This window comes from Ferrigenium straubiae (assembly GCF_051257895.1).
Classification (GTDB): Bacteria; Pseudomonadota; Gammaproteobacteria; order Burkholderiales; family Gallionellaceae; genus Gallionella; species Gallionella straubiae.
Genome location: NZ_CP194331.1, coordinates 1724611 through 1742484, shown reverse-complemented (window position 1 = coordinate 1742484; position 17874 = coordinate 1724611). Strand labels below are relative to the sequence as shown.

General features: G+C 58.9%; 15 protein-coding genes. 8 read left to right on the top strand and 7 right to left on the bottom strand.

Annotated elements, in window-relative coordinates; genetic code table 11:
* The first annotated feature begins 3 nt into the window (after positions 1-3).
* The 6 genes from ACRRNM_RS08390 to ACRRNM_RS08365 are packed head-to-tail and all read left to right on the top strand — an operon-like array spanning position 4 to position 5625.
* On the top strand, positions 4-1296 hold the full coding sequence (locus tag ACRRNM_RS08390) for an acyl-CoA reductase (protein ID WP_435627778.1): 1293 nt from the start codon (positions 4-6) through the stop codon (positions 1294-1296).
* Complete coding sequence (locus ACRRNM_RS08385) at positions 1296-2204, top strand: class I SAM-dependent methyltransferase (RefSeq protein ID WP_435627777.1); 909 nt, start codon at positions 1296-1298, stop codon at positions 2202-2204. Before ACRRNM_RS08390 ends, ACRRNM_RS08385 begins: the two co-directional genes overlap by 1 nt.
* Positions 2201-2938, top strand: coding sequence for an SDR family NAD(P)-dependent oxidoreductase (locus ACRRNM_RS08380; RefSeq protein WP_435627776.1), 738 nt, complete (start codon positions 2201-2203; stop codon positions 2936-2938). The genes ACRRNM_RS08385 and ACRRNM_RS08380 overlap by 4 nt, the downstream gene beginning before the upstream one ends.
* A gap of 38 nt (positions 2939-2976) precedes the next feature.
* Positions 2977-3651 (top strand): acetyltransferase, encoded by a 675-nt coding sequence (locus ACRRNM_RS08375; RefSeq protein ID WP_435627775.1) that lies wholly within the window; start codon positions 2977-2979, stop codon positions 3649-3651.
* Positions 3652-3688: 37 nt separating this feature from the next.
* Positions 3689-4489, top strand: coding sequence for a class I SAM-dependent methyltransferase (locus ACRRNM_RS08370; RefSeq protein WP_435627774.1), 801 nt, complete (start codon positions 3689-3691; stop codon positions 4487-4489).
* Positions 4489-5625, top strand: coding sequence for a class I SAM-dependent methyltransferase (locus tag ACRRNM_RS08365; protein WP_435627773.1), 1137 nt, complete (start codon positions 4489-4491; stop codon positions 5623-5625). The genes ACRRNM_RS08370 and ACRRNM_RS08365 overlap by 1 nt, the downstream gene beginning before the upstream one ends.
* Positions 5626-5637: 12 nt before the next feature.
* On the opposite strand, the gene mutY is transcribed toward ACRRNM_RS08365, so the two are convergent.
* The 3 genes from mutY to hemN all read right to left on the bottom strand — a co-directional run bounded on the left by mutY (position 5638) and on the right by hemN (position 10726).
* Complete coding sequence (mutY, locus tag ACRRNM_RS08360) at positions 5638-6687, bottom strand: A/G-specific adenine glycosylase (protein WP_435627772.1); 1050 nt, start codon at positions 6685-6687, stop codon at positions 5638-5640.
* A gap of 108 nt (positions 6688-6795) precedes the next feature.
* Positions 6796-9048, bottom strand: coding sequence for an AsmA family protein (locus ACRRNM_RS08355; RefSeq protein WP_435627771.1), 2253 nt, complete (start codon positions 9046-9048; stop codon positions 6796-6798).
* Between the two features lie 283 nt (positions 9049-9331).
* On the bottom strand, positions 9332-10726 hold the full coding sequence (gene hemN, locus ACRRNM_RS08350) for an oxygen-independent coproporphyrinogen III oxidase (RefSeq protein ID WP_435627770.1): 1395 nt from the start codon (positions 10724-10726) through the stop codon (positions 9332-9334).
* A gap of 172 nt (positions 10727-10898) precedes the next feature.
* On the opposite strand from hemN, the gene fnr reads away from it, so the two are divergent.
* Together fnr and ACRRNM_RS08340 are read left to right on the top strand one after the other, a co-directional pair.
* A complete protein-coding gene (gene fnr / locus ACRRNM_RS08345; protein WP_435627769.1) occupies positions 10899-11612 on the top strand; it encodes a fumarate/nitrate reduction transcriptional regulator Fnr in 714 nt (237 codons plus the stop codon).
* Between the two features lie 103 nt (positions 11613-11715).
* On the top strand, positions 11716-12384 hold the full coding sequence (locus tag ACRRNM_RS08340; RefSeq protein ID WP_435627768.1) for a hypothetical protein: 669 nt from the start codon (positions 11716-11718) through the stop codon (positions 12382-12384).
* 71 nt (positions 12385-12455) lie between these two features.
* Here ACRRNM_RS08340 and ACRRNM_RS08335 read toward each other — a convergent pair whose 3' ends face one another.
* The 4 genes from ACRRNM_RS08335 to ACRRNM_RS08320 all read right to left on the bottom strand — a co-directional run bounded on the left by ACRRNM_RS08335 (position 12456) and on the right by ACRRNM_RS08320 (position 17870).
* Positions 12456-13079, bottom strand: a complete 624-nt coding sequence (locus ACRRNM_RS08335; RefSeq protein ID WP_435627767.1) for a protein phosphatase CheZ — start codon at positions 13077-13079, stop codon at positions 12456-12458.
* Between the two features lie 141 nt (positions 13080-13220).
* Entirely contained in the window at positions 13221-13430 is a 210-nt protein-coding gene (gene ccoS / locus ACRRNM_RS08330) for a cbb3-type cytochrome oxidase assembly protein CcoS (RefSeq protein WP_435627766.1), read from the bottom strand.
* Between the two features lie 8 nt (positions 13431-13438).
* A complete protein-coding gene (locus ACRRNM_RS08325) occupies positions 13439-15895 on the bottom strand; it encodes a heavy metal translocating P-type ATPase (RefSeq protein WP_435627765.1) in 2457 nt (818 codons plus the stop codon).
* Between the two features lie 193 nt (positions 15896-16088).
* On the bottom strand, positions 16089-17870 hold the full coding sequence (locus tag ACRRNM_RS08320; protein WP_435627764.1) for a diguanylate cyclase: 1782 nt from the start codon (positions 17868-17870) through the stop codon (positions 16089-16091).
* Between the last annotated feature and the right edge of the window lie 4 nt (positions 17871-17874).

Sequence of the window (17874 nt, the reverse complement as noted above, 5' to 3'; positions counted from 1 at the left end):
AGAATGAATGCATCTTTGCCGGACATGTTTGTTATAGAACCCGTTGATACCGTTGAGCGGATAACGGTTATTGCGGGGGAGCTCAAGCAGATTTTGACCGATGAACCTTTATCGGTGCATGAACTGGTCGGGCTCTGTGACAGTTGGTCTTCTGAGGTTGTGAAGCCTCCTGCCGCCGCTGTGCCAGGGGCGGTGTTCCTTGGCATGTGGCTGCGCAAAGGTACGCTGATGGCAATACTTGACCGTGAGCTGGGAAACCGGTGGCAGGAAGGCTGGGTTGTAGAAAACAAAACCCGTTTCAAGACATTCCCGGTTGGCCTCGTAGGGCATTGGCCGGCCGCAAACGTGCAGATTCTGCCACTGCTTTCAGGACTCTGTGCCTTGCTGGGGGGAAATGTTTCGCTGGTAAGGGTTCCGCCATCCTTTGTAGAGCCCGTGCAATATCTGCTGGAATCGCTTCGTCTGGTGCACGGAGGAGAAAAAATTGCGCGCAGATTCCGCTTTGTTACTTTCCACCGTGACCGCCTGGATTTGCATGAAGCCATGGCCCGTTCATCTGATGGAGCCATGATCTGGGGAGGCAAGGAGGCAGTCACTTCAATCCGCGCGCTGCCGTTTCCCTACTGGGCGCGATTCATGGTATTCGGCCCGAGAGTTTCAGTCGCGGCTCTTGACCGGGGCGCCTGGACCGAACCGGAAGCTCTCTCCAAATGGTGTCTGCGTCTTGCGCGGGATGTATGGCAGTTTGACCAGATGGCGTGCAGTTCACCGCAGGTATTGTTTGTGGAACGAAACCGCAATGATGATCTATCGCCCCTGCTTGATGCCATGTCAAAGGCGTTCAATGAAGAGAACAGTGCTCACCCCCGCCTTGATATCGATGCATCGCTTACGTCGGCCATAGTCCGCGCCAGGGCATCCACCCTGCTTGATGACGTCAACAATCGAGCCATCTTCCCGGAAACACCCGACTGGACCATCCTTGTTCATGGTTCACCCTCATTTCCGGAACCGGTTCAGGGCAGAACGCTGCATATAGTTCCGGTTGAGGACTTGCGCATGATCGCCCCGCTTCTCGATGGCAATGTGCAGACACTGGGGCTCGGCATGACCAACCCACAACTGGAAGCAGCGCTGGCCGAGCTGGCGGGAAGGCAGGGCGTGGACAGGATAGTTCGCCTGGGCTCGATGCACGTATTTGATTCACCATGGGACGGTAACAATCTGATCCTTCCCATGATCAGGAAGGTTCGCCACGCGCCCTCGATCAATTTGGCACAACAAGGAGAATGTTAATGGCCGAAAAAAACGACTTTCTGGAGGCACTCGAAAAGAAGGCCAGAATGTTTTACCCCAGCGCCCATAAGGCTTACGAACATAACCAGGATATTTGCGACTGGCTCCTTTTCCCATTGTCACGCTGGGCTCGCGAAGCCTATGGAGAAGAAGTTTTTGAACATGCTGTGAAGGGATATGCGCAATATTGTATGCACGTTTCACAGGCGCAGAGGAAATATGAGCAGGAAGGAAAGTACACACCCGAGTCGCTTCCCGACATCATTGAGCATGTGTACGAAGACAGCGCCTACATGACCCCATACATGTGGGCGGCAATCCTCATCTATGCTTTCTGGGAAAGCATGGCCAACCATATCAGGCTGTTCAGGGATGAATTCCTCGACAAGCTTCCCGCGACGCCGACAATTCTTGAGTTGGCCTGCGGCCACGGCGTCATGGGACTGGCAGCCATAGAACATCGAAAGGATGCCACGCTGACGGGCTATGACATAAGCCCGACGGCCATCGGTATTGCCCGCAAGCTTGCCGGAGCATCAGGCCATGCGGATCGGGCCTGCTTTGCGGTCAAGGATGTGCTGACGCTTGACGACCAGAACGAGGCGCATGGCTACCACGGAATCATGGCCGCCATGCTTGCGGAACACCTGCAAACTCCACACGCCCTGTTTGCCTCAATCAGCAGAAACCTGAAACCCGGCGGACTCGCTTTTTTCAGCACTGCGCTGGAATCGCCGCAACGGGATCACGTGTATGAATTCCACAAGGAGAGCGAGGCCATCCTGATGGCCGAGGAAGTGGGCCTTCGAGTTATACGGCTTGTGTGCGACAGCGGCAACCGGCTTCCGGGAGGAAGGTTTCTCCCGCGAGCCATGGCGATGGTGCTGACAAAGGATGCGCCCCAATGATGAACGTAAAAAATGCCGTGATAACCGGAGGAAGCGGTGGCCTCGGAAAGGGTTGCATTGCCAACCTCAAGAACAATGGATGGCGGACTATCTCTGTTGATATCAAGCCTTCTGGATCTTGTAATCCAGAAGAGCGACCCGACTTGGAAATAATCGCAGACGTGAGTGATTCCGGCGCCGTTCAAAATGCTTTTGACTCGATCATGGAGTATTGCGTGGCACCGGATGCCTTGATCTGCCTTGCTGGAATTGTTCTCGATGCACCGGTATTTGGCATAGCTCGTGGCGGAATTCACACTTATCCGGAGCAGTCATGGCGAAAAACGATGGATGTGAATCTTACCGGCACCTTTCTCTGCGCCCGCGAGTTCGTTGACCGGCTGGTTAGAAAACGCCACCATGGCGTGGTCGTGACATGCAGCTCTCCTGCCGCGAATGGGGCACCAGGGCAAAGTGCCTATGCTGCAAGCAAAGCCGGGGTAGAGGCGTTTACCGTATCTCTTGCGCGGGAAACGGCCCCCTTCGGCATCAGGGTCTGCGGATTTCGTCCGGCACTGACACTGACCCCGATGGCAGAGCAGTATCCGCGCCACATAATAGACAGCTTGGCCAGCAAGAGCCTGATCAAACGATTTGCCCGACCGGAGGAGATTGGTGAGGCGATACATTTTCTTCTCGGCAATGAGTTGGCAAGTGGCAGAATCTTTGAATTTGATGGCGGACTTATTATCTGATTCAACTTCTCGACATAATATAAAACGGGGCTATTAGAATGGGCCGAAAGAAAGAAATCGTCATAGTAGGCGCCAGAGGGTTTGGCAAAGAAGTTGTGGGATATATTGAAGAACACGGTTCCTATGATATTGTTTGCGCACTTGATGAACAGGATAATGCACCTCTTCTAGGGCATGAGGTCGTACACCCGCAACGATATTCTTATTCATGCAAAAACGCGATTTTTGCTATTGGATACCCCGAGCATAAGCAAGAAATACTTGATAAATTCCAGCCTTTATCTCTCACTTGGGAAACCTTTGTTCACCCATCTTCAATAATTTCCAGACATGCCATGCTTGGCGCGGGAGTGGTTGTTGCTCCTTTCTCACTGGTTGCGGGGGATGCACATGTGGGCTCACATGTTCTAATCAACGCTTTTTGCGCTGTTGCTCACGATTGCTCCATTGGTGACCGTTCCTCCCTCATGCCTTATGCCTGCGTCAACGGTGGGGTATCGGTTGGGAGGGAGTGCCTGATTTCCACCGGCGCAAAAGTCATGCCCGGAATAACCATAGGCGACCGGTGCCGAATCAGTGCCGGCGCAGTTGTAACAAGGGACATTCCTGCCGATTCGCTGGTGTTTGGTAATCCTGCTCAATTTCAGCCCGATGTGTCCATGTTGGCCAAGGCAAGGAAACGCGCCTTGAAACAAGAACAGGAAACCTCGTGAAAAACATGCCCACCGTCATGAGATGGGAGCGCATTGCATGAACTGCATGATTTGCAACGCATCCATGGCGTATTATTTTTCCAAGGATTTCAGGGGAGAATTCAATCTCCATGAAGTTGAATACTGGAAATGCGGCGGCTGTGGTTTTGTTATCTCCAAGACACACAAGGACATGCCCGCCTCTGAATGGGAAAAGCTGAATGAGGCCGTGCACTCAACATATCAAGGTACAGATTTTGCGGCTCTCGACCCCAAATGGCTAACCCGTCTGGCTGCACAGGCCAAGATACTATCCAGGCTCGCCCAAATAAAGGTATTGCCGCATCAACTGCCTTGGGTGGATTATGCCTGCGGTGACGGCAAACTCGCCGATCTGCTCTCGGAAAACGGACTGCCCACCCTGAAATTTGACCGATACATGCATACCGGTAATGGCGATTACCTGACCGAAAATCAGTTGATCTCCCATCGTTATGACAACGTCATCAGCACCTCTGTACTTGAACATCTTTTGAGTATCGAGACATTTGACCAGATTGCTTCATTGGTTTCCGATTCGGGAACCCTCTCGGTTCACACCCTGGTCCGCGAAGATATTCCGCAGGATCCGGAATGGTTCTATCTGCTGCCGGTACATGTGGCTTTTTATACCAATCGAAGCATGCAAATACTCTTCGATAAATACGGATTCAAGGCATCTGTCTACCATCTTGGCTCTACGATGTGGTTCTGGTTTAAAGACAATGCCGAATTAGTGCAGCAGGCGGTGATAGAGTATAACCATAGTGAAGCGGATCAGCTTTTTTTCAAAAAAGGATTCATGGATTACTGGAAATAATGGATGGCATTGAAGGCACAGGGGATTGTTTAATGAATAATTGCCAGAAAACGAGTAGCGCAGGGAAACACATCTTGATTTTTCCGGGTGGCATGCCGCGTTCTCTCGAATACCTGCAAAAATGCCTGCGCGATGGGCAGGCCGTCATTGGCGCCTCGTCGCTTGATTATGATGTTTCACGGGAACAATATCCCGCATGGCTATATCTTCCCTATGTCACACAGCCCGAATTCTGCGGCGCGCTCAAGCAAGCCATTCTGGAATTCGATATAGGCGGAATTTTTTCACCCAATCCCGTGGTCTGGGATTATTTAAATCGCATCCTGAAAGAACTTGCACCAAATGTGACTCTGGTGAACGACTCGCCGGTAAATGTGGAGTTGAGCGGGTACCGTGCAGCTCGCAACCAGGCACGGGCATTGCTGGAAAAACCTCTTCCATTGGCTTCGAATTTCCCGGTCAAAGCGTCAATATCGGAAATCGAACTTGCTTCGTTATTTAGGCACTCGAATCTGATTCCGGGAATGTGTGATGACGAAAAGATTTCCGCCCTGTGCGCGATTTTCTGCCACACCCCCCCCGGAGATGTGGTGGAAATAGGCAGTTGGTGGGGGAAGTCAGCCTTTGTTTTGGCCAGATTGGCGCATTGTTATGAGATCGGGAATTTGCTATGCGTTGACCCCTGGTCTAACGAACATCTGGTGCAACATGACGCACAGGGTATGGTTGACACCGTGGCGGCACAATTGAATGTCGAAGAAGCGCTCACCATTTTTGAAATGAATCTTCTTCCATACAGTGTCAATCACGTCAATTACCTGCGCATGCCCTCAACAGACGGTGCGAAGCATTACGGCGAACACCGGAGTGCCACCACCGCATCATTTGGAACAACGAACTATTGCGGCCATATTGCGATCCTGCATATTGACGGCAATCACAGTTATGCCGCTGCCAAGGCCGATATTGCCTCCTGGAGCGGGTTTGTCGTTGATGGCGGATGGATAATTATTGACGACTATATTTGGCCGTATGGCGATGGTCCGCAACGGGCCGGTGATGAGTTCCTGGCTAAAAATAAGGACAGGATTGGTGTTGCCTTTGTTATGGGTAGCGCCCTATTTATTCAATGTTGAATTTCCGGCTGTTCATGGTTCGATATGCTCACCACGAACGGCCTTATTCAATATCATACGCACCGGCATAGGGATAGCCGCCCGCAACGCTTCTTCCACCTCCAGCCACAGACTGCCCGGTTGCGCGGCGTGCAACGGCTTGTGCGTGAGCCGGATCACTAGCGGCGTGATATGCAGCCTGAAGTGCGTGAAGGTATGGGTGAAGGTCTCCAGCCGCTTTCCTTCACTCGCGGTCATCCCGCTGCGCACGAACCAGTCCCTCGCCGTTGCCTCGTCGTCGAACTGCGGCGGACACCACAGCCCGCCCCAGATGCCGCTGCCGGGGCGCTTCTCCAGCAGGATGTCGTTGCCGTGCATCAGCAGCAGGAAGGTGGCGCGTTTTTCCGGCACTGCCTTTTTCGGGCGCGGCGTGGGCAGTTCGCCGACGCGGCCGGTATTGAGCGCGACGCAGCCGGCCTGCACCGGACACTCGCCGCACTTCGGCCTGCCGCGCGTGCAGACGGTCGCGCCCAGGTCCATGAGCGCCTGGGTGTAGGCGGCGATATCGTGCTGCGGCAGCAGGGCCTCGGCTCGTTGCCAGAGTTGCGCTTCGACTTTCCTGTCTCCACTCCAGCCTGCGATGCCGCAGTAGCGCGCCAGCACGCGCCTGACGTTGCCGTCGAGGATCGCGCGGCGCTTGTGCCAGGTCAGCGCGCAGATCGCGGCGGCGGTGGAGCGGCCGATGCCGGGGAGTTCGAGGATATCTTCAAATTTGCGCGGGAATTCGCCACGATACTTTTCGACGATGAGTTGTGCGGCACGATGCAGGTTGCGCCCCCTCGCGTAGTAGCCGAGGCCGCTCCAGTGCGCCAACACTTCATCCTCGGTCGCGGCGGCGAGGGCCGCGACGGTCGGGAAGGCGGCGATGAAGCGCAGGTAATAGGGGATGACGGTGGCGACCTGCGTCTGCTGCAGCATGATCTCGGAGAGCCACACGTAATATGCCCCCTGTTTCTGCCACGGCAGGTCGTGGCGGCCGTGCTTGTGCTGCCATGCAACGAGGCGCGAGGCGAAAGAGGGCATATTAGCTACCAGCCATCCGTTCGCCTTGAGGTATCGAAGGGCGAGCGGATAAGTTCCACGGGCATACCGTTCATGCTTCGATACCTCAGCACGAACGGGTTTTGTGAATCATCTGAACAGGCCCTTGAGGCCTTCCTTGAGCTGGTCCTGCAGTTTGGTCTTTACTTTTTCCTTGGCGGCCTCGCCGACCATCGCGCCGAAATCCAGGGTGTACTTCAGGTTGGTGAAGGGGCCGCTGACACGCACCGGGACGGTGATACCGCCGACGGCATCCTTGCCGCCCTGGCCTTCCAGCGTCTTCGCGAGCGTGGCCTTGGCAACATAGTCGATGCTGTCGTTGCCGATGTTGATGTCGCCGTTGCCGGATAGGCGCAGCAGCGGCGATTTCAGCGACAGGTCGTCGTTGTGCGCGACGCCGTTGTTTACCTTGAAGCTCGCCTTGAGCTCGCTGAAGTCGGTCTTCTCGTCCTTGTTGGCGGACTGGGTTTGCGCGCTTGCGCCGCCCTTGCCCAGCATGCCTTGTGCGTCGCGCAGCTTCTTGGCGATGTTGATGCCCCGGATCGCGCCGTCGGCAAGATTGAGCGACATCGTGCCGTTGAGCGCCTTCTTCATCGCACCGACGGTGGCGCCCTGCATGGTGAGGTTCATGCCGATGTTGCCCTTGCCTTCGAGGGTGTCGAAATCCGCCGCATCCTTGGTCAGCGCAGCGACATTCACGCCGCTCAGCATCTGGTTGATGGCGATGCTCGGCGTGGCCTGTGCGTTCACACTCAGGCTGCCCTTCATGCTGCCCTGGTACAGGTTGGCGGACAGCGGCGCGACGTTCACCTGGCCGTTGCGCGCCTTGACGTCGAGGCGCACGTTGCTGGATTTCACGTTCGCCACCTTGAGCGCGCCGATGCGCAAGCTGCCGTCCAGCTTGAGCTTGCGCAGGGCGGACAGGTCGATGGGCTGCTCGGGTTCGCTGGCTTTGGGTGCGGAGGCCTTGCTCTCGCCCGCCGGCTTCTTCGGCAGGTACAGATCGGCATCGAACTGGTCGACATCCACGTCGAAGTGGATCGCCGGATCGGCGAAGCCGTTCACGCCGACCCTGGCCTTGACCTGGCTCTGCAGCAGGCCGCCGGCGAGGTTGGCCTGCACGGTTTCCTTCGCCGCATCGACCTGCACGCTGCCCTTCATCTCGCTGCTGATCGATTTGCCCGGCAGCTTATCGCCCGTGGCGTTCATCGCCACGACCAGGTTGGACAGGTTGAATTGCTTCGCCTCGAAGTTGCCCGACAGCGGCGAGGAAAGCTTCACCTTGAACGCCTGCTCGGGCTGTTTCACGTCGAGAGCCAGCGTCAGCGCGCCGACCTTGAAGGATTGCGCGTTGCCTTCCACGCCGGGCAGCGAGAGCGCGGCGGCGATGTTGCCGGAAACACCGTCCAGTTTGGCGTTCAGCGTCAGCTTGTCGCCGGAAAACTTGTCCCTGGTGAGGCTCAGGGCGGGTGCGTCGAGCGCCGCCTCGAAGTTGTCCTTCGCCTTGGTGCCCGTTGCCTGCAGCGCAAATTTCCTTGTGCCGAACTCCTGCGTCTTCAGGTCCGCACTGGCATCGCCACTGGCTTTCAGCTTGAGGTTGCTGATGTCCAGCGCCGCGCCGCCTGCCTGCAGGTCCAGCCCTTCCAGGCGGTATTGCTGCTTGTCCAGATCGAAGGTCAGCGTGGTCTTGAGCTGCGTCGTGATGTCCAGCTTGGGCTGGTTGGCCTGCACCGAGGCGGCGAGGTCGATCTTGCCCGGCACGCCGTTAGCGATGCGCCCGGTGTGCAGGTTGAGGTTCTTGATGGCGTACTGTGCGCCGCTGCCTTCGTCGCGGTAGGTCAGGCTGGTCTTCTCGATGGAGACCGCGGCGATGTCGAACTTGACCGGCTGCTTGGCGTCGGCTTTCTTCCCGGCCTGTTTTTCCTCACCCGTTTTCTCCTCTTTGGCGCCGAGCAGGTCGTCGATGTTGGTCGTGCCGTCCTTGCGCTTGACCAGCGTGGCCTGCAGGCCGCTCACCGCCACTTCGTCCACCACCGCCTGCCCGGAGAACAGCGGCAGCAGCGCGAGCGAGACATGCGCCGAATCGATCGCGGCGAACTGCTGGTCGCTCTTGAATTCGGACAGCGATACCTTGCCGATATTCGCGCCGATGCTGGGGAAAAACGACAGCGTGATCTTGCCGTCGAGGCGCAGGTCGCGCTGCTTGCTGTCCTTCACCGCCTTGATGATCTGGTCCTTGTAATCGTTCGGGTCGAAGGTTGCCGCCACGTATGTCACACCTGCCACGGCGATACCGATCACTGCGCCTGTGCCCAGCAAACCGTACTTGAGGATCTTGTTCATGTTATTCCCTCCGCTGAAAGATTGGGATGAAAGACGGGAGGGATTATAGCGGAGAGATTGCAGGTCGGGCTCTATAGCCCGACCTGCATTTCTGTTAAAAAGCTGCCTAAAAATTCGCGAGGAGGGATGGATGCAAGGCGCCCGGGCTTTGCATGGCCATCCGACTAAGCTGGCAAAAAACGCCAGCCAAGTCGCTGGTCAACGCAGCAACCGGAATGTACTGAAGGTACATGAGGATTGCGAGTACCGCGCAACGCCGCAGACGCCTTCCGCAGCAATTTTTCTAGATTACCTTGGAGTAGCGCGCATGCTCAGTGCGCGTGCGCAGGTACTTGTCGAACACCATGCAGATGTTGCGGATCAGCATGCGCCCCTTGGGGGTCACCTCGATCCACTGTGGGGAAATAGCCAGCAGGCCTTCACGCTCGTATTCGCGCAGCTCTTCCATTTCGGTGGCGAAGTACTGGTCGAAGTCGATCAGGTAGGCGATGTTGAACGATTCCTTGGAAATCTCGAAATGGCACATCAGCGCCTGGATGATCGCGCGGCGCACCAGGTCGTCGGCGTTCAACTCCAGGCCGCGCATGATGGGCAACTCGTTCCGGTTCAGCGCGTCGTAATAGTCTTCCAGTTCGCGGTAGTTCTGGCTGTAGGTCGGGCCGATTTTCCCGATGGCGCTGACGCCCAGCGCAACGAGGTCGCAGTCTGAATGGGTCGAATAGCCTTGGAAGTTGCGGTGCAGCCGCCCCTGGCGTTGCGCCACCGCAAGCTCGTCTTCCGGCTTGGCGAAGTGGTCCATGCCGATATACACATAACCCGCGCCGGTCAGCTTGTTCACCGCCATGCTGAGGATGTCCAGCTTGACCTGCGGGGCCGGTAAGTCCTCTTCATTGATGCGCCACTGCGGCTTGAAGATGGACGGCATGTGCGCGTAGTTGTAGATCGACAGGCGATCCGGATTGGCGGCGATGATCTTGTCCAGCGTCACGCCGAAGCCCTCCAGCGTCTGCTTGGGCAGGCCGTAGATCAGGTCGATGCTGACCGACTTGAAGCCGTTGGCGCGCGCGGCGCGGATGATGCCCAAGGTCTCTTCCTCGCTCTGGATGCGGTTCACCGCGCGCTGCACCTCGGCATCGAAATCCTGCACGCCGATGCTGATGCGGTTGAAGCCTTCCTTGCCGAGCAGTGCGATGGTCTCATCGCTCACCTTGCGCGGGTCGATTTCGATGGAGTATTCGCCGTCTTCCACCAGCTTGAAGTGCTGGCGGATCGCCGCCATCAATTGGCGTATTTCGTCGTCGCTCATGAAGGTCGGCGTGCCGCCGCCGAAGTGCAGCTGCTCGACGACCTGTCCCGGCCCGAGCAGTTCCGCCTGCATCGCCATCTCCTTGGTCAGGTAGCGCACGTATTCGGCCGACTGGCTGCGGTCCTTGGTGATGACCTTGTTGCAGGCGCAGTAGAAGCACAGCGTGTTGCAGAACGGGATGTGGATATACAGCGACAGCGGACGGGCGATGCCGCCGATCTCGCGTTTTGCCACCCACTGCTTGTAACTTTCGGCGTTGAATGCTTCAATGAAGCGGTCTGCAGTCGGATAGGAAGTGTAGCGCGGGCCGTTCTTGTCCAGCCTGCGGATCAACTCCAGATCCACTACCAGTTGATTGACTGGCTCATCCATAAAATACCCCTACAAAATGCCATGAATTATGCCAGTTAGTCGCCCCGGATTGGTTTGATATATATCAAATATATGTCAAAATCTACGAGGTATTTACAATGCAAATGGTGGATGGGTGAGAGGATGTTCTCCATGATTTGTTCCCTGTTTCCCATTTTTTAAGGCAATTAACGTGCAACGACCGGCTTCGCGCCTCAAAACAGCGTGCTCCAACTGCAATCTGCGCGAGCTTTGCCTGCCTGTCGACCTGAGCGTCGGCGAAATGCAGCAGATGGACGATATCAGCAATATCAAGCGCGGCTACGCGCGCGGCAGTTACCTTTATCGCAGCGGCGACAAGTTCCAGTCGCTATACGCCATACGCAGCGGTTCGTTCAAGACGCAGATACTTCACGAGGATGGCCGCGAGCAGGTGACGGGCTTCCAGATGGCTGGCGAAATCATTGGCCTGGACGCGATCTGCACCGATCACCACACCTGCGATGCGGTGGCGATGGAGAACAGCGAGGTGTGCGAGCTGCCGTTCAACAAGCTGGAGGCCTTGAGCCGCAAGCTGCCCAGCCTGCAGCGCCACCTGCACAAGATCATGAGCCGCGAAATCGTGCGCGACCAGGGCATCATGCTGCTGCTCGGCTCGATGCGCGCCGAAGAGCGCCTTGCCGCCTTTCTGCTCAACCTGTCGCAGCGTTATGCGGCGCGCGGCTATTCGCCTACCCACTTCCAGTTGCGCATGTCGCGCCAGGAAATCGGCAGCTATCTTGGATTGAAGCTGGAAACCGTCAGCCGCACATTTTCCCAGTTCCAGGAGAGCGGCCTGATCAAGGTCCGGGCGCGCTCCGTCGAGCTGCTCGACCTGCCCGGTCTGCGCGCGATGTTCGGCAATTGACCATAGTACGCCGCGCTTTGGTGCGGTGCTGCCCGGATTAATTTATGAGGCTCTTCACGAGGAAGATAATGCATCAACAATTTCGAGCCCCCAAAAAATGACCATGGAACGCAAAATATACTGGGGCATCGGCACACTTTCTGTGCTGATCCTGATCGGTTCGTTTTTCATGCCGGACAAGCCGGTCGGGCAGGGCGACCTGCCGTGGAACATCGAACATCCCATGCCGGATACGACGCGCGTCTTCGGCCTGACGCTGGGCGCCAGCACCGCTGGCGAGGCGGAGCAGCGCTTCCGCGAAGAGGCCAAGTCCAGCCTGTTCAAGTCGCCGGATGGGCGGCTGGTTGCGGAAATGTTCTTCGAGCAGGTCACCCTGGCGGGATTGAAATCCCGGATCGTCATCGACATCGCCGTTCCCGAGGCGGAATTGCAGGCCATGTACGAGCGCGGCCTGCGCATCAGTGGGACCGGCGGCGGCAAAAAAATTACGCCGGCGACGGAGGATGTGGCCAGAATGCGCGTGCTGCCGATAGGCGGCCTGACCTACATGCCGTCGGTGCGCGTGGAGGAGGAAATCTTCCTCAAGCGTTTCGGCCAGCCGAACCAGCGCATCCGGGAAAAGGAAAGCGGTGCGGTGCACTGGCTGTATCCTCAACACGGCCTGGACATCGCGCTGAGTGGCAAGGAAAAACCCGTGCTGCAATACGTTCCGCCCCGGGACTTCGGCAGGCTGCTGCAACCCTTGCTGGGCAGCGGCGAAGTGCTCAACTAGAGTTGGCGTCCGGCATCTGCTTCAGCTTCCGTCTGGAGGCTTAAGCAGGATTGCCGCAAGGTGGCGCCGGGTCAGAGCCCCAGCGAGGAAAGCAAATCGTCCACTTCGTCCTGTCCCCTGACGCTGTCGTCCGGCTTGTGGGCGGGGCCGGCGGTCAGGCCTTCCGTTCTGATCAGCGAATCCCTGGTGTCAGGCGCGTATTCCTTGAGGATGTCGAGCAGAATGCTCTCGACTTCGACGGCGGCTCCCACGATCTTGTTGACCATTTGCCCGGCCACGTCGCGGAATTCCTGCGCTTCCATGATGTGCAGCAGGCTGCGGTAGATGGCCTCTTCTGCGGCGGCAATCTCGCCAAGCCTGGTAATCGCCTCCTCGATCAGCATCGTATTTTCTTCAAACACCGCACCTGCCAGCCGGTTCGAGAGGTCGCTGCAAATGGCGCGCGTCGCACCGGTCAACGGCAATGAAGTTTCTACCGCGCTGATGGTTTTTTCCGATGCTTCATGCATGGATTGGTCGATGAAGGAAAGGCGGTCGCGCGCGTCCGGCATGGTGGAGGCCGATTTTTCCAGGCTGCGGGTATGGCCGAGCTCTTTCAGCAGGTGGTGCAAGCGCGCGGTGGCCCGGCCGATTTTTTCGACATCGGTATGGGCGGTCTTCACGGTGCGCTTTCTGCGCGGCGTAGCGGTCGTCATGGCAAACCTCACTCCTCCGTTGCCGTTTATTTGAATCTGCTTCTTGGCCGAGTGGCCGGACAAGGCGCAAAGTATGCACGGTGTGCACGGCGCTCGTCCAGCGGCCCGACGGGCGCGGTCGAGGCAGGCGGGCGGTTCCGGCTACTCCGGTTCGGCCTTTTCCTTGTTTGCCCCGCTCTTTTTGTTGGCGGCGGGGTGGTCCATCATGTCCTCATCGTCATCGTGCAGGATGCGGTTGGCGCTGCCTTCCATGTCTTCGTACTGCCCCTTCTTCACCGCCCAGATCAGCACGACGAGGAAGACCAGGCCGAAGAACATCATGCCGGGGATCAGACTGTAAATTACATCCATGACAGCTCCTAAGATTTCCTGAAAAGGGTGCGGATGCGCGCCGCGTTGCCGATCACCACCAGCGAGCTGATCGGCATGGTGATCGCCGCGACCAGCGGCGTGACCTTCGCCAGCATCGCCAGCGGCACCATGATCGCATTGTAGACAAAGGACAGTCCGATGTTCTGCCGGATGGTGCGCAGGGTGCGGCGCGACAGCAGGGTGGCGAGGCGCACCTTGTCCAGCTCGTTGTGCATCAGCACGATGTCGGCGCTCTCCACCGACACGTCGGTGCCTGAGCCGAGCGCGATGCCGACATCGGCGCGGATCAGTGCGGGCGCGTCGTTGATGCCGTCGCCGACCATCGCGACTATCGCGCCCTTCTGCTGCAGTTGCCGGATCACGCTGTCCTTGTCCTGCGGCAACACTTCGGCGATGACTTCCATGCCGCCCAGTTGCCGCGCGATCGCCTCGGCGACCGGCCGGCGGTCGCCGGAGAGCAGGGTCATGGCGATGCCTGCCGCGCGCAGCTCATTCACCAGTTGCTGCGCATCGCCGCGCAGCCTGTCCGCGAGCGCGAACACGGCCAAGTGCGCGCCGCCGATCGCAGCATGCACGCAGCTCATCGCCTGCGCTTCCAGCTCGTGTGCCTGCGCCTGCAGCTTTTCATCGAGTGTTATGCCTTGCCGCTTCAGCCATTCGGCGCTGCCGAGCAAGACTGCCTTCCCGTTTACTATTGCTTCCACACCGAGTCCCGCCGTGGCCTGAAAGCCCACCGTGGCGATGTCGCGATAACTCAACTGCTGTGCCTCTGCCTCGGCGACGATGGCCTTGGCTACGCTGTGTTCGCTCAGGCGTTCCACCGCGGCCGCATGGCGCAGCACCTCTTCCTTAGCCACGCCGGGCGCGATATGCAGCTCTGCGACGCCCATCCTGCCTTCGGTCAGCGTGCCGGTCTTGTCGAACACGAAATGGTTCACCCTGGACAGGGTTTCCAGCACCAGCCCGTTCTTGATCAGGATGCCGTGCTTGGCACCGAGGCCCGAGGCCACCGCGATTGACATCGGCGTCGCCATGCCCAGCGCGCAGGGGCAGGTAATGATCAGCACCGAGGTGGCCGCCATCAGCGCGACCTCGAAATCCCTGGTATTCCAGATGAAGAAGGTCAGTGCCGCGCACACCAGCGTGACCAGCACGAACCACGGCACGATGGTGTCGGCGAGGCGCTGGATCGGCGCCTTGGAGGATTGCGCCTCTTCGACCAGGCGGATGATCTTCGCCAGCGTCGTGTCCTGCAGCAGGGTGCGCACTTCGACGAGCAGCGCGCCGCTGGTGTTCAACGTGCCGGCGGAGACCTGCGCGCCAATCGATTTGCTCACCGGCGTGGATTCGCCGCTCAGCATGGATTCGTCCACCGAACTGTGCCCCTCGATCACGACGCCGTCCACCGGCACCTTGTAGCCGGGCTTGATCAGCACCCGGTCGCCGGGCTTCACGCCGCGGATCGGCGTCATCTGCTCCTCGCCCTCGCGCATCACGATCGCGACGCGCGGCTGCAGCTCCATCAGTCGCTTGGTCGCGGAAATCGCCTGATGGCGGAACATGCCTTCCAGGTAGCGGCCAACCAGGATCACGAAAATCAGGTTGGTGACGGTGTCGAAATACACCTCGCCGGTCTTGCTCCCGCTGACCGTGACATACAGCGAGTAGGCGTAGGTGACGGAGAGGCCGATGGCGATCGGCAGGTCCATGGTCAGGCGGCCGCCGCGCAGCCCGCCGATGGCGCCGCGATAGAAGGGGTAGCCCGCATACAGCAGGGTCGGCGTGGCGAGGATCAGGCCGATCCAGTGGAAGAATTCGCGGAACTCGTCGCGGCTCGCGCCGCTGTATAGCGCAATCGAAACCCACAGCATGTTCATCATCGCGAAGCCGGCGAAGAACAGCCGGTAGAGCATCGCGCGGTTGGCCTTCTTGATGATGCCCTCGGCGCTTTCCGGGTCGTAGGGCACGGCGGAATAGCCGATTCTGGCGAGCGCGCGCAGCACGTCGGAGAGCTTGCTGCGGCGGTTGTCCCAGCGCAGGTGCAGCCGCCTGGCGGCGAGGTTGACGTTGGCCGACAGCACGCCGGGCACGCGCTGCAAACCGCGCTCGATTAGCCACACGCACGCGGCGCAGTGGATGCCCTCGACGAGCAGGTGGATGTCGCGCGTGTCGCCGGAGCAGGTGGCGAACTCCTGCTGCACCTCGTCGAAGTCGTAGATCTCGATGTCCCTGGGCGGTTCGGGCGGCGGGCCGAGCAGCACGCCTTCCGGGGTGCGCTGGTAGTAACCCTGCAGCCCGGCCTCGAAGATGGCGCTGCACACCGACTGGCAGCCGAAACAGCAGAAGCGCCGCTCCGCGCCGTCCAGCCGCGTGCGGTAATCCGCCCCGGCGGGTATGGGCAGGCCGCAGTGGAAACAATGATCGGCGCTGTGGGCGTTATCCATGTTCATCCCAAGGGGTAATCAAAATGACGGGGGTCGAATAAAACCGGAAAAGGCAGCTGTCCGCAGATTGCACAGATTACGCAAGATTAAACAGGGAATCATTGACGGGGGTCAGGTAACCATAAGCGTGCACCCATCACCGGCAAGGGTTTTTAAATCTGAGTAATCTGCGGGGCGGACCTGGTTTCCGTATTTACTCCGCCACAACCACGCGGTTCTTGCCGGTATGCTTGGCCTGGTACATGGCCTTGTCGGCGCGCCCGATGACGTCATCCTGGGGTTCCTGCGGGCCGCGCAGCGCCACGCCCGCGCTGAAGGTGATCAGGACGCGTTCATTTCCGTGCATGAAGAATTTCTTGGTCAGCTCACGCTGCAGGCGTTCGACGGTTGCAGCCGCCTCCTCGATGCCGATGCCGGGCAGCATGATGATGAATTCCTCGCCGCCGTAGCGCGCCACCGAATCGCTGGGGCGTAGCGCCTCCTTGACGACATGGCTCAGGTGGACCAGCGCTTGGTCGCCGGCCTGGTGACCCATGGTGTCGTTGAGCCGCTTGAAGTTGTCGATGTCGAGCAGTGCGATGCAGACGGGCGTGTGGCTGCGGTCGGCGCGCGTGGCTTCGCGGTCGAACGCATCGTCGAAGCCGCGCCGGTTGAGCGCGCCGGTGAGCTGGTCCTGGTGCACCAGTTCGCTGACCTGCGCGAGCTCCTGTTCCAGCTGCCTGATTTTGCCCTCGGCTTCCTGGACCTGCTTGCGGGTGCCGACCAGCTCTTCGTGCGAGCGCAGCGCGCTGGCCTGGATGACGCGCGTGTCCTGCATGATGTCTTCCAGCAGGTGGCTCAGTTCGGTGATGTTGTTGGATTTGCTGATCTTCTTGCTGTAGCCATCGATCTTCTGGTGGTAGTCGCCGGTGCTCGCGGTGATTTCGCCGAGCCGGTCGATGAAGTTGGCCATCAGGGTCTTGAGCGTGGATTTGGCCTCGCTGAGGCTCTGCTTGAGCAGGCCCTGTTTGATGATGGCGTCGCGCAGGCCGCGCTCGGCATCGGCAATGGCGCGCCGGTCGACGGGCTTCGCGATGATTTCCTGGAGGATGGCGATTTGCCCGTGCAGCCATTCTTCGTCCTCGACCATTTCGCCGATGTTTTCCACGAGTAGGCGCAGCAGGCGGATCAGGCCTTCGTGCACCTTGGCTTTGTCCTCGGCGCGCAACTCGACCCTTATCAGGAATTGGCGCTGTTGCTTGGCAAAGACGGCGACTTGCTCGTGCGTCCTGATGTTGCGCGCCTGCTGGACAAGGGCTCGCACCTCCTGCGCCAACTCCGGCAGCATGCCCAGAAAGCTTTCCAGCGTCTGTGCCAGCAACTCCGCGAGCCGGGCGGGCATACCCGCCTCCTCGCCGGGGATATGCGGTGCGGCCGGGATACCGGGGAGTGCGACCGGCGTCATGCCGCTCGCGGCAAGCGCCGCAGACGGTTCGGCTTCAACTTCGGTGCCGGGCGCAACCGGGGATTCCGCCCAGGAACGCATCAGCCCGTTCAGCTTGTCGAACAGTACTTCCGGGTTTGCGGCAAAGCGCTTCAACACGGTTTCCAGGCCTTCCTTCTTGCGCGTGAGGGTCAGGCCTTTATGGGGAGTTTCCAGTTGGCGCAGCAAATCGCGGATCAGCTCGGACCACGACTGGGTGGTTTCTCCGCCCGGCTTGGGCAGGAGCTTTTCGATTTCCCTGAGGCACTGGTCCCAGTCCTCGGCCCCGATCACCTTGTTCAATACCAGGGCGGTAGGCGCAGATTTGGGCGCTTGCGCGAGGCGGTCGGCAATGCCGCGCAGGACTTTTTCCGCGCCGCGCTCCTCTTCGGCGGGGATGCCGCCGATTTCGGCGTAAATCTTCGCGTAGTTGTCCGGCGTCGGCTGCATCTTGCGCGCCGCGAGCGTTTTCAGCGTTTCGCGGGCAAGTTCGGAGGGGTTGTGCTTATTCATGGCC

What these genes read in the sequence shown, in the direction of transcription:
- ACRRNM_RS08375 (WP_435627775.1), top strand. Translation starts at nt 2,977, where the DNA reads ATGGGCCGAAAGAAAGAAATCGTCATAGTAGGCGCCAGAGGGTTTGGC.
- ACRRNM_RS08335 (WP_435627767.1), bottom strand. Translation starts at nt 13,079, where the DNA reads ATGACGACCGCTACGCCGCGCAGAAAGCGCACCGTGAAGACCGCCCAT.
- ccoS (WP_435627766.1), bottom strand. Translation starts at nt 13,430, where the DNA reads ATGGATGTAATTTACAGTCTGATCCCCGGCATGATGTTCTTCGGCCTG.
- ACRRNM_RS08390 (WP_435627778.1), top strand. Translation starts at nt 4, where the DNA reads ATGAATGCATCTTTGCCGGACATGTTTGTTATAGAACCCGTTGATACC.
- ACRRNM_RS08320 (WP_435627764.1), bottom strand. Translation starts at nt 17,870, where the DNA reads ATGAATAAGCACAACCCCTCCGAACTTGCCCGCGAAACGCTGAAAACG.
- mutY (WP_435627772.1), bottom strand. Translation starts at nt 6,687, where the DNA reads ATGCCCTCTTTCGCCTCGCGCCTCGTTGCATGGCAGCACAAGCACGGC.
- hemN (WP_435627770.1), bottom strand. Translation starts at nt 10,726, where the DNA reads ATGGATGAGCCAGTCAATCAACTGGTAGTGGATCTGGAGTTGATCCGC.
- ACRRNM_RS08355 (WP_435627771.1), bottom strand. Translation starts at nt 9,048, where the DNA reads ATGAACAAGATCCTCAAGTACGGTTTGCTGGGCACAGGCGCAGTGATC.
- ACRRNM_RS08370 (WP_435627774.1), top strand. Translation starts at nt 3,689, where the DNA reads ATGAACTGCATGATTTGCAACGCATCCATGGCGTATTATTTTTCCAAG.
- ACRRNM_RS08385 (WP_435627777.1), top strand. Translation starts at nt 1,296, where the DNA reads ATGGCCGAAAAAAACGACTTTCTGGAGGCACTCGAAAAGAAGGCCAGA.
- ACRRNM_RS08365 (WP_435627773.1), top strand. Translation starts at nt 4,489, where the DNA reads ATGGATGGCATTGAAGGCACAGGGGATTGTTTAATGAATAATTGCCAG.
- ACRRNM_RS08380 (WP_435627776.1), top strand. Translation starts at nt 2,201, where the DNA reads ATGATGAACGTAAAAAATGCCGTGATAACCGGAGGAAGCGGTGGCCTC.
- ACRRNM_RS08325 (WP_435627765.1), bottom strand. Translation starts at nt 15,895, where the DNA reads ATGGATAACGCCCACAGCGCCGATCATTGTTTCCACTGCGGCCTGCCC.
- ACRRNM_RS08340 (WP_435627768.1), top strand. Translation starts at nt 11,716, where the DNA reads ATGGAACGCAAAATATACTGGGGCATCGGCACACTTTCTGTGCTGATC.